Origin of the sequence: Rubritalea sp. (assembly GCF_051252225.1) — a bacterium.
GTDB lineage: Bacteria > Verrucomicrobiota > Verrucomicrobiia > Verrucomicrobiales > Akkermansiaceae > Rubritalea.
Genome location: NZ_JBPOGE010000001.1, coordinates 465,137 through 481,969, shown reverse-complemented (window position 1 = coordinate 481,969; position 16,833 = coordinate 465,137). Strand labels below are relative to the sequence as shown.

Here is a 16,833-nt window from a genome sequence, read left to right as displayed (position 1 = left end):
AAGCGCTCTGGAGATGATTTCCAATACTTTGTGAGAAAACCACTTCAGAGATTCCACAAGACCAGACTCCACGACTGATAAGTCAAAACTCTTAGTCGGTTCTTTTTTAATGGCTAATATGGATACAGTATATGTCATAAATAATGCACTAGTCAGTGCATATCTGGGGGTCGTCTTAATGGGCGGGAAAAGTAACATAATAACCGTTAGTTAAGGCGCGACTATTTTCACTGAAGCTCCCCCGCATATGTATATCATGTGACTTGCAGGCCACACTAATTGATTTAAACTCCTGTTTGCAAGCTCTTTATTACGGAAGCTGAACACACAGCAAATAAGAAACGCTTTGTCGCTACGAGTGTTAGCATTCAGATCACAAGCCTGTCGGGTGATCTATAAACTCAGACTTAATTACATATTTCTCTGAAATAAGACTAGCTAATGCTTTCACCCCAAAAGTCTCAGTCGCGTAGTGTCCGGCATAGATAAGATTCACCCCTAATTCCTCTGCTAGCGGGTAGCTCCAATGTGGACCCTCTCCCGTAACAAAGGTATCAATCCCCTGTTCAGCCATCGCAGCGATTTCAGAACCCGCACCGCCTGTAATAACGCCCACAGTACCAACCGTAGGTTTTAATCTACCACGGCAAAAATGAATCGAGCTACCTACCGCATCCTCTACAGTATTAATAAACGATTCAAACTCCAAATCCATTTCCTGTTTCAGTCCTAGTAAAATCCCCTTCCAACTATGATACTTTTGAGGATTTTTCATCCCTATCGCCTTAGCTAGAAGTGCATTATTCCCATGTATAGGATGCACATCGAGAGGTATATGACTGCTATAAATCGCTAAATCCGAATGAATAGCTTCACTCAGTTTTTCATACTGGGCTCCTACGATATTTTGAGCTCCTTGCCAAAAGAGGCCATGATGGACTATAAGGAGATCTGCACCAGCATTGATCGCTTTCCTAATCACAGGCAGAGAGGCATCTACCGCAGCAGCTACTTTTGTCACTTTTCCCTTATTAGCCAACTGAAGCCCGTTATTAGCCGCCGAATAGTCAGGGATATTACCAGTGTCTAATTCACACTCTAGGAAACTAATGATTTCATTAAGATCAGCCATGCCCTGAATCTAACATGTGTCCCGGCATTCAACACTCTAAAAAACATTCAAGGTCACTAGCCAACGGCGCCTTTATATCCAAAAGACCACCATCAGTATCAACAATCATCCGAGATGCATGGAGCGCATGCCTCTCAATGTGTAGTAACTTTCTCAAACGCTCTGACCACCCGGTATCTATAAATTCCAAATAACAGCTCTCATCCTCTCCATAGATTTTATCTCCAATGATAGGAAAACCTAGGTGAGCTAAATGCACTCGAATCTGATGCATACGTCCAGTTTCAGGAAAAACCCTCAGCACCGAACACTTAAGCCCACCTCTCTGAAACTTCCTTAGCACCCTAAACTTAGTGATACACTCTCTCCCTTCTGGATGCACCATTTGCTTCACCCATATAGGGGACTCAGTAACCTCCCCTTTTCTCAAAAGAGGAGCACTTAATTCCAGATCCAGCCAATCCGGCCAGCCATGAACGATTGCTATATACTCCTTTGAAATCTTTCTGCGCTCCATCGCTCGACCAAGCTCCCTCGCTGAGGGTTTAGCTTTGGCGATCAGCACTACACCACTCGTTTCTCTATCCAAACGATTAATAATGGATAACCGAGCGCCATTAATCATCTCATAACGTAACAATTCCTCCACCCCTCCCAGTAAGGTTGGTTCACTTTTACCACTAGTCGGGTGTACTATTAAAGGCGCAGGTTTATTAACCGCAATCCATAGCTCGGTTTCGTCGATAACTTCAAACGAAGCATTCACATCTATAGGCTCTTTTCCCATTAGCCCACTCTACTCACCCAACACTGTAATAATAACTCGTCGTCGATGTGGAGCTATGCGGTGCTCAAACAAGAACAGCCCTTGCCAAGTTCCTAGTATCATACGCCCTTCATTCACTGGAATCACCTCACTACTTCTTGTGAGCGCCATGCGAATATGAGAAGGCATATCATCAGGGCCTTCATGAGTATGAATAAAATAATCCGTATCCTCAGGCACCAGTCGATCGAAGTACATTTCAAGGTCTCGACGCGCACTAGGATCCGCATTCTCCATCAAGACTAAGCTGGCACTCGTGTGCTTAACAAACACAGTAACAGTCCCGATGCGTACTCCAGATTCGCGAACCAAGGCTTCGACTTCATGTGAAATCTCATAAGTCCCCTTCCCTCTAGTTTCAAATTCTAATTCTTTCTGGTACACAGCCATCATAACACCTCTCTCTAGAAAAAGTTAACTAGTGACCTCGTATTATTCAACCCATTAAGGTGGGCAAAATAGGTTATAGGCAAATATTCTGCATCACAATATTGTCACAACAAAAGCCTACATTATGGATTGCTTCAGCTTCCTAACGATAGCATATTCCGCTATATGAGTTCAGAAACACTTGCACACCAAGGAAGCTCTAACGTAAGTGCTACTATCCACATTGGAGCGAGCTCTATATCACTACTTATTTTTATTCCTCATGAGGATGGGAGCTCAGAACAAATCGACTTCCTTGAGCAATCTGCACCTATTGCGCACGATGTCTTTAGCCGGGGGAAAATCACTCGTACTACTATCGAGCGATGTGTAAACATTTTGACTGGCTACAAGCAGACACTCACCGAATTCGTCCCCGTTTCAGCAATCAATAAAATTCGGGTCGTAGCCACAAACATCCTATCTGAGTCGAGCAATATTGAAGTATTCCTCAACCGTATTCATATCGGTTGTGATCTCGATGTTGAAATTCTAGATGACGGCGAAATGACTCGTCTCATTTACCTCAAAACACGCCGACGTCTAAGCGACACTCCCTCGATGAAATCACGTACAACGTTGGTTCTTCATGTAGGGCCGGGAAATACGCGTGCCATACTTCTTAAAAACGGCAAAATCACCTCCTATAGTAGTTACCGTCTAGGTGTGCACCGGACAGGTGAAAGAATATCTTCCACATCCGGCCGACCAAGCAACTACAGAAAGTCTGTTAGATCTCAAATCCAAGGCGTACTTGACTCCTTGATCGATGAATATCGTGATGAAGACATCGAGCACATTGTCCTCATAGGATACGAGATCCAGCTTCTTCGACCTCACATCAAGCACTTCAAAGATAAATCCTGTTCTATTAATGCTCTCAAAGAGCTGTGTGACGAAGCCTCTGAAATGAACGATGACGAGATTGTTCGCAGCTTCCAAGTCGACTACCAAACAGCTGAAGCCATTCTACCAGCTCTTGAAATCAATTTAGCAGTCAGCGAAGCATTTGAGCCCAAACGTCTACATATTCCTGAAAGTGATTACGAAGAAGGCCTACTACACGATCTAAATATAATCCCGTCGCTCTCCGGTGACTTCAGTGATGAAGTACTCCGCTCTACCGAAAAAGTCGCAGAGAAATACCAAGTCCACATGGGTCATGCCAGACAGGTTGCTAGAATTTCTCTATCACTCTTTGAACAGTTAGGAGACCTTCACAAGCTCAGCCGTCATGACGCTCTACTACTCCAAATTGCAGCGATACTTCATGAAGTTGGCGGGTTTATTAATAATCGAGCCCATCATAAGCATTCTCAGTACATCATTCTGAATAGTGAGATCTTTGGGCTACCAAAAGCTGACGTAGAGATTATCGCCTTGATCACACGTTACCACAGAAACTCAGTCCCCAAACCGACTCACTCTCTTTATAAGGATTTAGATACCCATAATAGAATGCGCGTTTCTAAGTTAGCCTCCTTCCTTCGCATGGCGGATGCCTTAGACCGATCGCACTCTAATAAAGTGAAATCTATAGAAATTCGAACCAGCCGCCGCAGGATCCACATCTATCTTCAGCAAGTAGCAGATGCTCATACGGAGCGACTCGCAATGCGCAGTAAAGGCGACCTTTTTGAAAATATTTTCGGCCTGCAAATCAATCTTGTCGAAGACAAACTCAGCTAAAATCATGTCATCCTCTTCATACATTAATCGAGAACTCTCATGGATTGAGTTCAACCAGAGAGTACTCAGCGAAGCTCAACGCAAAGAGAAGGCTTTACTCGAGCGCTTAAAGTTTCTGGCTATTTCAGCATCTAACATGGATGAATTTTTCCAAGTTCGAGTGGGAGGCCTCACCCTACTCAAAAGTACTGGATCTAGAAAAAAAGATATTGCTGGGTTAACCCCCACACAACAACTTTTGGCTATCAAGAAGCGAATTAGTCTACAAATTCACGAACAATACGTACTCTATAACACAGAGCTTCTCCCCCAGCTAAAGGAAAACGGCATCAACTTCTGTGCACCTAAAGATCTACCTAGACACATAGAAGATTTTGTCCGACTACGTTTCACTGAGGCTATTTCACCTTTACTGACTCCACTTAGTTTCGAGCCTGACGAGAGCGACAACGACACACCTCCACTGACCCTCCCAGCTATGACACTTATCGTTGCCTGTGTTATTCAGGCAAAAAATAAGACTAACCGTGTTGTATTCATTCCTATCAACGAAGGAATCGAGCGCTTTATTCAAGTTGGCGATCAAGGTGAACACTACATCATCCCAATCGAAGACGCCATTGCTCAATATGCCAACCAGCTTTTCCCTGGTGAAAGCGTTCATTCTCATAGTGTCTTTAGAATCACAAGAAATGGTGATATTGTCGTTCAGGAAGAAGACGCTATCGATCTTGCTGGAGAAATGGAAGAAGTCCTCTCCGCTAGAAAAACGAGTAATACCGTCAGAGTAGAACTCCGAAGTGGCTGTTCTAGGCTGCTTGAAAACGCAATCAAGCAAATCACAAACGCATCACCCGAGCAAATCTACAGAATAGATGGCGCTCTCTGTCTTAATGACTTCATGCAGATAGCCTTCATATCAGGTTACGAGGATCTCAAAGCCCCGTCTTGGGAACCTCAGTCATCAGCTGAAATTGACTACCAAAACTCTATTTTTGATGAAATCGCCAAGAAAGATATACTCCTCTATCATCCCTATCACAGCTTCGACCCAGTTATAAGATTTATTGAGGAAGCAGCTACAGACCCAGACGTGTTAGCGATAAAGCAAGTACTCTATCGCACCGCTAAGCACTCACGCGTGATTGATGCACTCATTCGTGCCGCCGAAAACGGCAAGCAAGTTACTGTACTCGTCGAGATCAAAGCCCGTTTTGATGAAGCTAGGAACCTTCACCGTGCCGAGGAACTCCAGCGTGCAGGAGTTCAAATCGTTTACGGAGTAAAAGGTCTAAAGACCCACGCTAAGATCACATTAGTGATTAGGAAAGAAGCTGGCTCGATCAAGCGCTACTGCCACTACGGCACAGGAAACTATAACGAGTCCACAGCTCGCCTCTACACTGATGCGTCCATACTCACAGCTAGAAACGATTTTGGTTCCGATGCCTCATTGATTTTTAATGCTGTCACCGGAAGATCTAAACTACTCACTACCAAGAGACTTTTTCCAGCCCCCACGCATATGAAAAAGCGCTTACTTGAACTCATTGCGAGTGAAGCATCTAGAGCTAAATCGGGAGAGAAAGCAGCGATCACAGCTAAAGTGAATTCACTGCAAGATAAAGACATCATCGATGCCCTCTATAAAGCATCTAAGGCTGGAGTTAACATCCGCCTTAACATACGCGGCATCTGCTGCCTTAAAACAGGCACACGCAAAGAAGCTAAGAACATAGAAGTCGTTTCAGTCATCGATTACTATCTCGAACACGCACGCGTTTTTCAATTCCATCAAGGCGGAGATGAACTCTTATTCATCTCCTCAGCGGATTGGATGACTCGCAATCTCGAAAAACGGGTCGAACTCATGATTCCTGTAGCAGATGAAGACATTAAGCTCCAGCTGATCGATATTCTCGAAGCCGGATTTAAGGACAACCAACAGGCTCACAGGATTCTCACTGATGGCAGCTCCGAACGCATCATTGAAGAAGGCAAACCTAGCTTCCGCATGCAAGAATACCTGCAGAAAAAAGCGACACAGGCCTCAAAAGCAAAAGCTTATCTTCGTACCACTACCTTTGAGCCACACACTCCTAAATAGCTAGCAGCAGCTTTTACCTATCGAGCAGCCAGATTCACACTCTGGCTGTTTCTATTTAAAATGGCCAAATTATTGGGATCAGGATACTAGCCATAATCCAGAGTATCACATTCAGAGGGAAACCAACTTTAAAGAAGTCACTAAACTTATATCCCCCGGCACCATAGACGAAAGTATTTGTCTGGTAGCCTATTGGGGTCGAGAAGCTCGCGGAAGCCCCAAACATCACTGATACCACGAAAGGCCTAGCATCCACGCCCATTTGTATTCCTACAAAAATCGCGAGCGGCGTTAATAAGGCTGCCACCGCATTGTTTGAAATCATCTCTGTAAGCACATTCGACAGCAGATAAAAGGCGGCTAGCATGATGAATGGCTTCATCTCAGCATCCACAAAAGTAATGCCATCAACCATACTCACTACAGCCTTTGCTGTATTCTCAGCTAGGCCACTTTGCGCCATAGCCATCCCTAAACCTAGCATGCCGCAAATCATAAACACCACTTTCCACTCAATAGACTGGAAGGCCTCGCCTGGATCTAGGCAGCGAGTCACCAGCACGCCGAAAGCACAACAAAGCGCTATCAACACTGTTGGAATTATCGGTATTCCAAAATTTCCACCGAGTGCTCCCAATAAGATAAATGCAGCTAGTGCGATTAAAACATAAGGTGCTTTTTTCACCCGATTCACCCGATGCTTCGGCTCAGAAAGGTTAATAAAATCCTTCTGCTGGAAAAGCTGCCGCATTTTTTCAGCCGGCCCTTGAACCAATAAAGTGTCACCAAACACCAGACGCTCGTCCTCAAAACGCTCACGAAGGTTTTGTCCCTTTCTGTGAACAGCCAAAATCAAGACACCAAAGCGCTGGCGAAAATTTAACTCTTTCAGGTTCTTACCAATCAGTGATGACTCGGGACCTAAAATGCCCTCCATCAAGACTGCAGACTCAGTTCTAATATCTTCAAGACCTAACGCCTCTTCACCTCTAACATCTACATCAGAATTCTCACGAACCCCCATCAAAGCTTCAACACTCCCCTTAAATACAACCTCATCACCTGCGGCAAAGCGCAGATCAGGTAAAGGATCGTTTAGTCTTGCTCCACCCCGGCGCACTTCGATCACACGAGCTTTGCGTACTCCTGCTAATTCGGTATCTGGAAACAGCTTTCCAGCCAAAGGAGAGTTCTCCTTAACAAACGCATGAGTGATAAACTCTCGGCTCGTCTCATTATCAATTAATGCAGCAAGTGTCGAACGATCTGGAAGCAGCTTCCGACCAATCGTCACCATGTATAAGAAGGTCACTACTACGAAAGCAATACCAAGCGGAGTGATTTCAAACATAGTGAATGGCTCCATCACCTTATTCGCTATTCCAGCAGCCACTAAGTTTGTTGATGTTCCTATAATAGTCACTGTCCCCCCCGCCACAGCAGCATAGGAAAGAGGTATTAAGAAACGTGACGCCATGTAATTTTTCCGCCGACAAATACCTAACACAATCGGCATAAACACTACCACAACAGGTGTGTTATTTACAAAACCTGACAAACTACAGACTAATGCCATCATTACCACAAGCATCCTAAGCGGACTTTTTGCAGCAACATTCTCAAACCATACACCTAGAGATTCGATCACCCCAGTACGATCCAATGCCGCACTCAGAATGAACATACAAGCCACTGTGATCGGCGCTGGGTGCGCAAATACTGCTAGGGCATTATTCTCGGCCCCAGGAGTCACTGAGAGGACTCCACTGAGCACACAAGCAATTAGCCCACCAATAGCGACAAGCTCTGCAGAAAGCCATTCCTTAACAAAAGCCAAGAAAACCACGATCATTAAGACCGTGAGAAACACTTGTTGCCAATTCTCAAAAAAACCCATTGAGCTATAAAGCTATCAGACTCACCTCATTCCTCCCAAGAGAAATTCAGGATATAACACCAAAAAATTGCTCCCACTCAGCTTCCTTGAAGCCTACAAGGGCTCCCTTATCTGAAATAACAAAAGGGCGCTTCACTAAATTCCCTCTGCTATGGAGCAGCTCCAGAGCCTCATCCTCTGACAAAGTCGGAAGTTTATCCTTCATATTAAGCTCTCGATAATCGCCACCGGAACTATTAAACAAAGCCTTTAATGAATAACCCGACTTACGAGCTACGCGTAGTTCATCAATCGTCGGAGGAGCTTCACGAATAGGAAGCTCATCCACTACGATCGAATGGACGCTCAGCCACTTCATTGCCTTACGGCAAGTTCCGCAGCCTTTATAGCTGTAGTATCGCGTCATTGGGGTTTTCGCAAATATGGGAAATCGGAAAGGAATTAACCGATCCGGAATGTGATACGAGCCTTGGTCGTATCATAGGGAGACATTTCCATACGCACACGGTCACCGACCACTAAACGAATGAAACGCTTACGCATCTTACCTGAAATGTGCGCCAAGACTTCATGTCCACCTTGTAGTTCTACCCTAAACATAGTTCCCGCAAGAACAGTTTTGATAGTGCCTTCGATTTCTACAGCCTTATCTTCGCGATCGTCTTCTACTTTCTTCTTGAAACGACGGCCAGGACCTCCAGCTCTTCTATTCGGGCGGCGGCGTCCGCCACCTCTTCTTGGTTTTCCTGCGATAATGTCTCCTTTGTTGCTTAATTCGTTGTGTGTCTCGTTTCTTGCTGAAAGGAGACACTCGGGCGCGCATCTTCATTATTTATAGCGTCTTCGCAATACTTATTTGCATTGAATTACGAAATCCTGCCAAAAAGAAAGCCCCGCTCCACCTGAGAGCGAGGCTATAAAAACCAATCAAGAAATTTTTAGCTATAGGATGACTCCACTCGATTCGCAACATCACGATAACCGTAATCCACTTCGTAGATCTGCTTGAAGCATCCCAAAGCATCTTCTTTAGCATTCAGTTTAGAATGAATCAGACCCTTTTCATAAAGTACTTCTTTCTTCGTAGAATCCATTGCTTGTAGATCAGCTAAAGCATCTGATAGCTGCTTAATCGCGAGATCATGCATTCCTTTACCATCGAACGCTCGCGCTAGCGTGAGAAGCACTTTTGTTCGAATATGTGGATTACGAGTAGCCTGCTGAAGGTGTGGGATAGCCTCACTGTAGTCACCTGCATTAAAGAGGGCCTCACCCAGTTCAAAACGAAGCTGAGGATCAGTGGGGTTTTGGTCAACACGCTTTGAAGCTTCAGCCACTGAGCCTAGAGCGTGAGCTTTACGAGCCTCTTGAAGCTGAACGCGTAGTTCTTCATTATTAGGATCTTCTTCAAGCTGGGTTTCTAATGCGTTAAGAGCCTCCTTAGCTACTTTATCACCAAGCTTTTCAGCCTTCTGCTTCAATGCTGTATCGCCATTACTGATCTGAAACGCCCAGTCATAAAAGGCATGAGCTGATTCCCATTTTTCTAATTCTTCGTATAGCTTCGCGATTTGCTTCACTATGTTGAGATCATTCTGATCCTGCTCGTATTGACCGATCAGCCCAGCTAGCTTCTCTTTCATTTGGTCGCGAGTCATTGCAGCACGGTCTGCTTCTTCAAGCTTCTTCGCCTCCGCAGAGTCCTTCTTAAGTTCATTCAGGCTTGCGCCTTCTCCCCAACGCTGTTGCTTCATCGAGGCCTTAGCTGAACAGTCCTTTGCACCTTTAACGGCATTAATATCTCCAGGTACTTGCTTTACGATATCATTGTAAACTTCCGTTGCTAGATCAGGACGGTCATTACCAATATAATATTCAGCTAGTTTATGAAGTGTTTTGGTATTTTCGGGAGCACCTTCACGAACAGTTTCAAGAGCAAAAGCAGCTGTTTCAGGTAGGCCCATCATCAATGCTGTCTCGAATAACACTTCATTGATCGCTGGATCGTATGGACTTTTCTCTAATTCTTTCTCGATCTGAATAAGTGCTGCAGCGGGATCTTTCTTTGCTGCACTGGAAAGCTTCATCGTATTAACTCCACCAGAAATCATAGCACCCATAGCACTCATTTTCTTTTTTTGTCCAGATGACAATTTAACCGCGCACTGCCTAGCGAGCTTACGCCCTTTCAAGAAACCTGGAACTTCTTTCAGTACAGCATTGATTAAATTAATAGCATAAGAATGGTTCTGCATTTCCACTGCGGAGATGCCTTTTAACCAGAGAACCTTTAGGTTTTGCGGTAAGTCAGCTTCCGTGACTTCTACGAATTGATTGCTCATTAAGGTCGGTAATTTGGGTTGGGTGTGGGTCTAACTAGTATAGCTAGAGTCAAGATTTGCGATATCATGCCTAAATCACATCTCATGGCAAGCTAACGCTAAAATTTCAGAGAGAAAAACTATGACATTTTACGTTATTGCGCTAAAAGACAGCACCAAACTATTCATAAATTTATGGCAAAAGTACTCATCATCGGCGCCGGAGGCGTCGGCTCTGTAGTCGCTCACAAATGCGCTGAGCTATCAAAAACCTTCTCAGACATCACTCTTGCATCACGTACAGTGAGTAAATGTGACGCCATAGCTAACTCTGTAAAGGAGCGTTATGGAGTAGTAATCAAAACGGCAGAGCTAGACGCTGATAACATTCCAGCTACAGTCGCTCTCCTTAACACTCTCAATCCATCTTTACTTATCAATGTAGCCCTCCCTTATCAGGATTTACCACTTATGGATGCCTGCTTAGAAGCTGAAGTGCATTACTTGGATACCGCAAACTACGAGCCACCTAACGAGGCTAAGTTCGAATACCATTGGCAATGGGCCTACCAAGATAAGTTCAAAGAAGCCGGCCTCAAGGCGCTTCTTGGATCAGGCTTTGACCCTGGTGTCACAAACGTCTTCACAGCATGGGCACTCAAACACCATTTCGATGAAATCCACTACCTCGACATCGTCGACGTCAACGGAGGTGACCACGGGCAAGCCTTTGCCACAAACTTCAACCCAGAGATCAACATCCGCGAGGTAACCGCACCATGTCGCCACTGGGAAGACGGCTCATTCCAAGAAACGGACGCCATGTCAATGAGTCAGGAATTCACCTGCCCAGAAGGGGTCGGGACCTATTCTATTTACCGCATGTATCATGAGGAAATGGAATCTCTTACAAAGCACATCCCCACCATCAAAAAGGCTCAATTCTGGATGTCCTTTTCTGAGAACTACATCAAGCACCTTGAAGTACTACAAAATGTCGGCATGACCCGAATTGATGAAGTTGAATACAATGGTCAGAAGATCATCCCTCTCCAATTTCTTAAATCTGTTCTCCCAGATCCTGGAGACCTTGGAAAAACCACTACTGGTCGCACCTGCATTGGCTGCATCATCCGCGGCATAAAAGACGGCGAAGAAAAGGCCATCTACATCTACAATATCTGTGATCATGAAGAATGCTTCGCAGAAGTTGGATCTCAAGGTGTTTCATACACTACTGGCGTCCCTGCCATGATCGGAGCAAAACTCCTCTTAGAAGGAAAATGGGCAGCAAGTGCTGGCGTCTGGAATATGGAACAAAATGACCCGGATCCATTCATGGAGGATCTCAATCAATACGGGCTCCCATGGAAAGTTGTCGAGCTCTCTATCGAGCAGGCACAAAGCCTTAGCGTTCTCTAAGAAGCTCATTCAACAAAAAAGGGACGACTGATCACTCGGTCGTCCCTTTTTATTTTCTCTAGAAAATCTAATCACTCAGAATCAGTGCAAAGCTTCACCACTGATTCAACAAGCCCCTCGATGTTATGCTTCTCAGCCTGAACGTCAGGTTTCTTGCCAATAACCTCAAGCGTCGCGCTAGTCACAGGACCGATCGATGCCACTTTACAGTTTTCAGGGAACGGCATGTTGAGTGCAAAGAAATGCTTCGCTGCAGAAGAACTAACAAAGGTCACCACATCTGCACCTTTTTCCTCAAAACGCCCTTTTGCGCCATTGGGATCATCAAATTCAGGCACAGTCTTATAGGCGATACATTCGTCCACGATCGACCCAAGAGCGGCTAAGCCAGTTTGAATTGTATCACGAGCCTCAGCACCGCGCACCCAGAGGACTGTTTGGTTTTCAATGTTCTCATTTTCAGAAAACGCCTTTACCAAACCTTCGGCAACAAATGTCTCAGGTATAAGATCCACCGCGAGACGGTACTCATTTACCTTCTTTGCTGTACCTGGTCCAACTGCTGCAATCTTTACTCCGCCGATACTGCGAGCATCATCGTACACCTTAAAGAAAGCGTCAAAGAAGCGCTCAACTCCGTTCGGACTGCTAAACACAAGCCAATCGTAGGTATGCACCTGACCAACACCATCAGCAAACTCCTGCCTGTCATCGGGATGTTCGATCTTGATAGTTGGAATTTCTAACACCTCAGCACCAAGCTCCGTGAGCTGTTTACTAAGTTCACTAGCTTGTGAACGCGTACGCGTCACCACGACCTTTTTTCCGTGTAACGGACGGCCTTCAAACCAGTTAATATTTTTTCTTTGTTTCACAACGTCTCCAATAATAGCCACAGCGGGCGCTTTAAAATTCAGCTTTTCAGCTATATCAGCAATTGTACTGAGTGTTCCCTCGATAGTTTTTTGATTTCCAGTAGTCGCCCATCTTACCAGCGCGATTGGAGTGTCAGCCTCTGCTCCATGCTTGAGAAGCTCATCACAAATCAGCCTGAGTCGCTTGACCCCCATCAAAAACACTTTCGTCCCACCGGTCTGCGCAAGCTGCTCATAGTTGAGACGACTCTCTCCTTTCGTCGGATCCTCATGGCCAGTAAACACGGTCAACTGAGAACAATGGTCGCGGTGCGTCACGGGAATTCCAGCATATGCCGGCCCAGCAATCGCTGAAGAAATACCAGGAACTATTTCAAAACGCACACCAGCTTCAGCAAGACGCTCCGCCTCTTCACCTCCGCGCCCAAACATCGTAGGGTCTCCACCTTTGAGGCGAACCACTACTTTTCCTTCCTTTGCTTTTTCGACAAGAAGTTCATTCGTATCTTGCTGGGCAAGAGCATGATTATCTGCGCGCTTACCTACGTAAATCAATTCACAATCCGATTTCGACCAACGAAGGAATTCATCAGCGATCAATGCATCATAGACTAAGACATCGGCTTTTTCGATGCACTCTTTCGCCTTTAGAGTCACAAGACCAATATCTCCCGGACCTGCTCCGACAAGATAACAAACACCCGTTTTCATGATAGCGATTTAAACAAAATTTCAGCCACTTTCAATGGCTCAGATGCTGGACCTGAAACTTCGGCTTGAAGTGGATCGCCAATCGCCTCGCCCTCTGGGAACACAACACCTTCCATCATCAGTGAATCACCGAAGAATTGAGTCGAAACACCAACTGGCGTATGACATCCACCATTTAGTAGACGGAGGAATTCCCTCTCGGCTTGAATCCGAGTCATCGTTGGCGCATGGTTAATCGCCTTCACGAAGTCTGCTGCACAGGTATCACCTTTGCGAATCTCTATAGCCACGGCCCCTTGACCAGCTGCTGGTAAAAAGGTCTCAGAGTCTAACTTAGCTCCGAAAACACTACCTGCTTCCGTGCTCATCTCACCGGTCGCATCATAGCCAAGTCGAACAAGGCCCGCTTCAGCCAGCACAATACCATCGATATTTGGATCCTCAGCTAACTTGCGTAACCTAGTCGGAACATTACCTCGGATATCTACCATCTCAATATCAGGGCGTAAAAAACGCAGCATCTTCTGACGGCGACATGAAGAACTAGCCACCTTCGCCCCTTGCGGAAGAGACTCTAGACCACCCTCGTTCTTAGTAATTAAAACATCCGCCACAGGAGCACGCTCTAGCACAGAAACAATTTCAAACTGCTCCTCTAACACTGTCGGAACATCCTTCAGGCTATGCACGGCGATATCAATCTCACCCTTTTCAAGCGCAAGCTCGAGTTCCTTGATAAAGACCCCTTTATCAAACACACCTTCGACTTTTGCGACCTCGGCCAGCGATACATCAGTACGCCGATCTCCAGTGGTAGTAATCACTTTGCGAACGATCTCTGCTTCAGGAAACGCTTGGCGCAGCAGTCCTTCAGTCATCTCTGCTTGCACTAGTGCAAGGGCACTGCCGCGGGTACCGACGATCAGTTTATTGGGTGTACTCATTTCTTTGGTTGATAGAAAGTTTTTGGACTTCGTCCTCAATAATTTGTTCACAAACGCGGACCTGTTCCTGGCGTTTATTGATATTCTCCTTTGCCTGTTCTTGCAGAGTGTCGAGATCGTATAGGTAGACCTCTTCGATCTTACCGACCTCTGGATCAATGTCTCGCGGCATCGCAATGTCGATCATAAATAACGGACGGTACTTACGCTTGGCTCTTACACGCTCAACGTGCTGAGCATAGACAACAGGTTCCGTAGCACCTGTAGAAGAAACTACGACATCCACCTTTGCAAGGACTCGCTCCCAGTCATCAAAGGCAACAGCTTCTCCACCCATTTCATCAGCAAGTTTCTGAGCATTCTCGATGGAGCGATTAACCACGTAAATTTTCTTAGCTCCACGTTCCATCATTCTCTGAGCTGTAATATAACTCATCTCCCCCGCACCGATCACCATGACTTCACTGTACTTTAGGTGGCCAAAAATTTTCTCAGCAAGATCTACAGCCACACTCCCCACGGAAGTTTGCCCGCCTTGGATTGTCGTCTGTGTTCTTACCTTTTTACCAACAGTAAAAGACTTCTGGAATAGCTTATTGAGCATGCCACCAGTAGCTGACGCTTGCAGTGCCTTATTATAAGCCTGCTTCACTTGGCCGAAAATTTCCGTTTCCCCCAGAACCATTGAGTCTAGCCCACTCACCACTCGGCACAAATGACGAGCAGCATCACCCTCTACCTTCTTATAAAAATGTACCGCATCCTCATCCCTAAAAACTGAGTCGCCAGAGAGATATTTCTTAATGCTACTTTCAGCTAAATCCACCTCATCAACCATTGCGTATACTTCCATGCGATTACACGTAGAAAGCACTACAACTTCCTTTATCCCACACCGCTCAGCTAGCTCCTTACTGGCCTCACCGAGCCGCTCCGCAGACACGGCGAAACGCTCGCGCACGTCAACCGGTGCGGTCTGATGGTTCAACCCCAGACAAAGTAAATTCATGCTTCTAGAGAACTACAAATACTACTAGTGATACGACGAACAGAGCCACTACGCTCATCGCCATCCGAACTGGGGTCATCCCCCTCACCTGCCAAATTGTCAAGAGAAGCGTGTAGCTAACCCACACCGCTACTGCAGCCCACAAGTGAGCCCATCCCCCCGCTGTTTTATCGGGCATTAGCAAACCGCAAAAAACTCCACCACTGAGAACAAGTGTTCCCACGCCGGTTAGTCTCACCATCGATGCTGTGATCGAACTCAACGGCGGCAATTTAAGAAACAAACCAGATTTCATTTCGTGGTGCTTGAGCTTATTATTCAACACCATAAACATGACCCCTGCTATAGCAGCCAAGCCGAGCGCTCCATAGGATAACACTGAAAGTGCAGCGTGAGTTTCATGCCAAGGCTCTACATTGATTGCTCGTTCTGGGCTCACTTCCATCACTCCAGGCACGGCAGCAACAAAAAGCATCATACTCACTACTGGTGCTGAAAAAACACCCAGTAGCGACAAGCGATAGGTCGAACCAATCAATAGATAAAAAATGGTCATCGACCACGCTAGAAACACTACTATCTCACCAAGATCACCCAGCGGACATTGCCCACGAAGCTCACCCCTTACGCCTAGCACGGCACATTGAGCCACAAAAGACATGAGCATCCAAACAACAGTCCAGCTACTTCGCTGTCCGTGCTGGACCGAACGCATGCCCAAGTACCCCGCCATCCCTGCAAGGATCGCGGCGATTAATAGATAGAATATGGAAGGCGTCACCCCCCACCCATGCTATAGCACGCCCATTGATTCAAGCAGAACTTATGCTTCGTGCTCTACTGATTCTACAATTTCATTCAAGTTCAGTAGATTTTCTCGGAAAGCATCAGGACTTTTTGAAATTTTGCGTGCATTTTTTCTAGAGTGCTTTTTGATTCAACACATGCCTCAACTACTGAAAGATGCCATTAGAGATGTACCCGACTTTCCAAAGCCGGGCATCCTATTCAAAGACATCACCCCAGTATTAAGCGACCCCACATTATTCCAGCTCAGCATTGATAAAATGTTAGAGACTGTCGAAAACCTGGAAATCGATAAAGTTGTGGCCATCGATGCACGCGGCTTTCTATTTGGTCCCTCCGTAGCCCTCAAAAAAAATGCGGGATTCATCCCAGTTAGGAAGCAAGGAAAACTCCCCTGGAAGACCAATTCCATTGCCTACTCCTTAGAGTATGGGGAAAACGTCCTCGAAATTCATCAAGACGCTATCACGCCTGGTGACCGCGTGATGATCATTGATGACTTACTTGCCACTGGCGGAACTGCCGCTGCTACGGTAACTCTTCTCAAACAACTCGGCGCTGAAGTCACATGCGTGACATTCCTCATCGAACTAGATTTTCTCAATGGTCGACAAACCATCGACTGTGACAATATTCATTCCATTCTCAACTATTAGAAAAACGA

15 protein-coding genes are annotated in these 16,833 nt (G+C 45.8%); 4 read left to right on the top strand and 11 right to left on the bottom strand.

Annotation, left to right across the window (positions count from 1 at the left end; translation table 11 throughout):
• Positions 1-373: 373 nt before the first annotated feature.
• From ACSHX2_RS02150 to ACSHX2_RS02140, 3 genes are read right to left on the bottom strand one after another with little or no spacing between them, the layout of a single operon-like run.
• On the bottom strand, positions 374-1,132 hold the full coding sequence (locus tag ACSHX2_RS02150; RefSeq protein ID WP_435690115.1) for a Nif3-like dinuclear metal center hexameric protein: 759 nt from the start codon (positions 1,130-1,132) through the stop codon (positions 374-376).
• A gap of 28 nt (positions 1,133-1,160) precedes the next feature.
• A complete protein-coding gene (locus ACSHX2_RS02145) occupies positions 1,161-1,919 on the bottom strand; it encodes an RluA family pseudouridine synthase (protein WP_435690113.1) in 759 nt (252 codons plus the stop codon).
• A 9-nt stretch (positions 1,920-1,928) separates the two neighbouring features.
• Positions 1,929-2,348, bottom strand: coding sequence for a secondary thiamine-phosphate synthase enzyme YjbQ (locus ACSHX2_RS02140; RefSeq protein ID WP_435690222.1), 420 nt, complete (start codon positions 2,346-2,348; stop codon positions 1,929-1,931).
• A 165-nt stretch (positions 2,349-2,513) separates the two neighbouring features.
• Between ACSHX2_RS02140 and ACSHX2_RS02135 the strand changes: the two genes are divergently transcribed.
• A complete protein-coding gene (locus ACSHX2_RS02135) occupies positions 2,514-4,076 on the top strand; it encodes a Ppx/GppA phosphatase family protein (protein WP_435690111.1) in 1,563 nt (520 codons plus the stop codon).
• Between the two features lie 4 nt (positions 4,077-4,080).
• Complete coding sequence (ppk1, locus tag ACSHX2_RS02130; RefSeq protein ID WP_435690109.1) at positions 4,081-6,183, top strand: polyphosphate kinase 1; 2,103 nt, start codon at positions 4,081-4,083, stop codon at positions 6,181-6,183.
• 55 nt (positions 6,184-6,238) lie between these two features.
• On the opposite strand, the gene ACSHX2_RS02125 is transcribed toward ppk1, so the two are convergent.
• The 4 genes from ACSHX2_RS02125 to ACSHX2_RS02110 form a co-directional block, all read right to left on the bottom strand.
• Positions 6,239-8,080, bottom strand: a complete 1,842-nt coding sequence (locus tag ACSHX2_RS02125; protein ID WP_435690108.1) for an SLC13 family permease — start codon at positions 8,078-8,080, stop codon at positions 6,239-6,241.
• Between the two features lie 46 nt (positions 8,081-8,126).
• Positions 8,127-8,486, bottom strand: coding sequence for a Spx/MgsR family RNA polymerase-binding regulatory protein (locus ACSHX2_RS02120; protein ID WP_435690106.1), 360 nt, complete (start codon positions 8,484-8,486; stop codon positions 8,127-8,129).
• Between the two features lie 35 nt (positions 8,487-8,521).
• Complete coding sequence (gene infA / locus ACSHX2_RS02115) at positions 8,522-8,833, bottom strand: translation initiation factor IF-1 (protein WP_435690220.1); 312 nt, start codon at positions 8,831-8,833, stop codon at positions 8,522-8,524.
• Positions 8,834-9,018: 185 nt separating this feature from the next.
• On the bottom strand, positions 9,019-10,422 hold the full coding sequence (locus ACSHX2_RS02110) for a tetratricopeptide repeat protein (protein ID WP_435690104.1): 1,404 nt from the start codon (positions 10,420-10,422) through the stop codon (positions 9,019-9,021).
• Positions 10,423-10,596: 174 nt separating this feature from the next.
• On the opposite strand from ACSHX2_RS02110, the gene ACSHX2_RS02105 reads away from it, so the two are divergent.
• Complete coding sequence (locus tag ACSHX2_RS02105; protein ID WP_435690102.1) at positions 10,597-11,823, top strand: saccharopine dehydrogenase family protein; 1,227 nt, start codon at positions 10,597-10,599, stop codon at positions 11,821-11,823.
• A gap of 71 nt (positions 11,824-11,894) precedes the next feature.
• On the opposite strand, the gene cobA is transcribed toward ACSHX2_RS02105, so the two are convergent.
• The 4 genes from cobA to ccsA are packed head-to-tail and all read right to left on the bottom strand — an operon-like array spanning position 11,895 to position 16,143.
• Positions 11,895-13,409, bottom strand: coding sequence for a uroporphyrinogen-III C-methyltransferase (gene cobA, locus ACSHX2_RS02100; RefSeq protein WP_435690100.1), 1,515 nt, complete (start codon positions 13,407-13,409; stop codon positions 11,895-11,897).
• Complete coding sequence (hemC, locus tag ACSHX2_RS02095; RefSeq protein ID WP_435690098.1) at positions 13,406-14,353, bottom strand: hydroxymethylbilane synthase; 948 nt, start codon at positions 14,351-14,353, stop codon at positions 13,406-13,408. Before hemC ends, cobA begins: the two co-directional genes overlap by 4 nt.
• Positions 14,337-15,362, bottom strand: coding sequence for a glutamyl-tRNA reductase (hemA, locus tag ACSHX2_RS02090; RefSeq protein WP_435690096.1), 1,026 nt, complete (start codon positions 15,360-15,362; stop codon positions 14,337-14,339). The genes hemC and hemA overlap by 17 nt, the downstream gene beginning before the upstream one ends.
• Positions 15,363-15,366: 4 nt before the next feature.
• Entirely contained in the window at positions 15,367-16,143 is a 777-nt protein-coding gene (ccsA, locus tag ACSHX2_RS02085; RefSeq protein ID WP_435690094.1) for a cytochrome c biogenesis protein CcsA, read from the bottom strand.
• Positions 16,144-16,306: 163 nt separating this feature from the next.
• On the opposite strand from ccsA, the gene ACSHX2_RS02080 reads away from it, so the two are divergent.
• Complete coding sequence (locus ACSHX2_RS02080; RefSeq protein WP_435690092.1) at positions 16,307-16,825, top strand: adenine phosphoribosyltransferase; 519 nt, start codon at positions 16,307-16,309, stop codon at positions 16,823-16,825.
• The last annotated feature ends 8 nt before the right edge of the window (positions 16,826-16,833 follow it).

Coding starts and splice junctions, on each gene's coding strand:
- ACSHX2_RS02150 (WP_435690115.1), bottom strand. CDS start 1,132: ATGGCTGATCTTAATGAAATCATTAGTTTCCTAGAGTGTGAATTAGAC.
- ACSHX2_RS02145 (WP_435690113.1), bottom strand. CDS start 1,919: ATGGGAAAAGAGCCTATAGATGTGAATGCTTCGTTTGAAGTTATCGAC.
- ACSHX2_RS02140 (WP_435690222.1), bottom strand. CDS start 2,348: ATGGCTGTGTACCAGAAAGAATTAGAATTTGAAACTAGAGGGAAGGGG.
- ACSHX2_RS02135 (WP_435690111.1), top strand. CDS start 2,514: ATGAGTTCAGAAACACTTGCACACCAAGGAAGCTCTAACGTAAGTGCT.
- ppk1 (WP_435690109.1), top strand. CDS start 4,081: ATGTCATCCTCTTCATACATTAATCGAGAACTCTCATGGATTGAGTTC.
- ACSHX2_RS02125 (WP_435690108.1), bottom strand. CDS start 8,080: ATGGGTTTTTTTGAGAATTGGCAACAAGTGTTTCTCACGGTCTTAATG.
- ACSHX2_RS02120 (WP_435690106.1), bottom strand. CDS start 8,486: ATGACGCGATACTACAGCTATAAAGGCTGCGGAACTTGCCGTAAGGCA.
- ACSHX2_RS02110 (WP_435690104.1), bottom strand. CDS start 10,422: ATGAGCAATCAATTCGTAGAAGTCACGGAAGCTGACTTACCGCAAAAC.
- ACSHX2_RS02105 (WP_435690102.1), top strand. CDS start 10,597: ATGGCAAAAGTACTCATCATCGGCGCCGGAGGCGTCGGCTCTGTAGTC.
- cobA (WP_435690100.1), bottom strand. CDS start 13,409: ATGAAAACGGGTGTTTGTTATCTTGTCGGAGCAGGTCCGGGAGATATT.
- hemC (WP_435690098.1), bottom strand. CDS start 14,353: ATGAGTACACCCAATAAACTGATCGTCGGTACCCGCGGCAGTGCCCTT.
- hemA (WP_435690096.1), bottom strand. CDS start 15,362: ATGAATTTACTTTGTCTGGGGTTGAACCATCAGACCGCACCGGTTGAC.
- ACSHX2_RS02080 (WP_435690092.1), top strand. CDS start 16,307: ATGCCTCAACTACTGAAAGATGCCATTAGAGATGTACCCGACTTTCCA.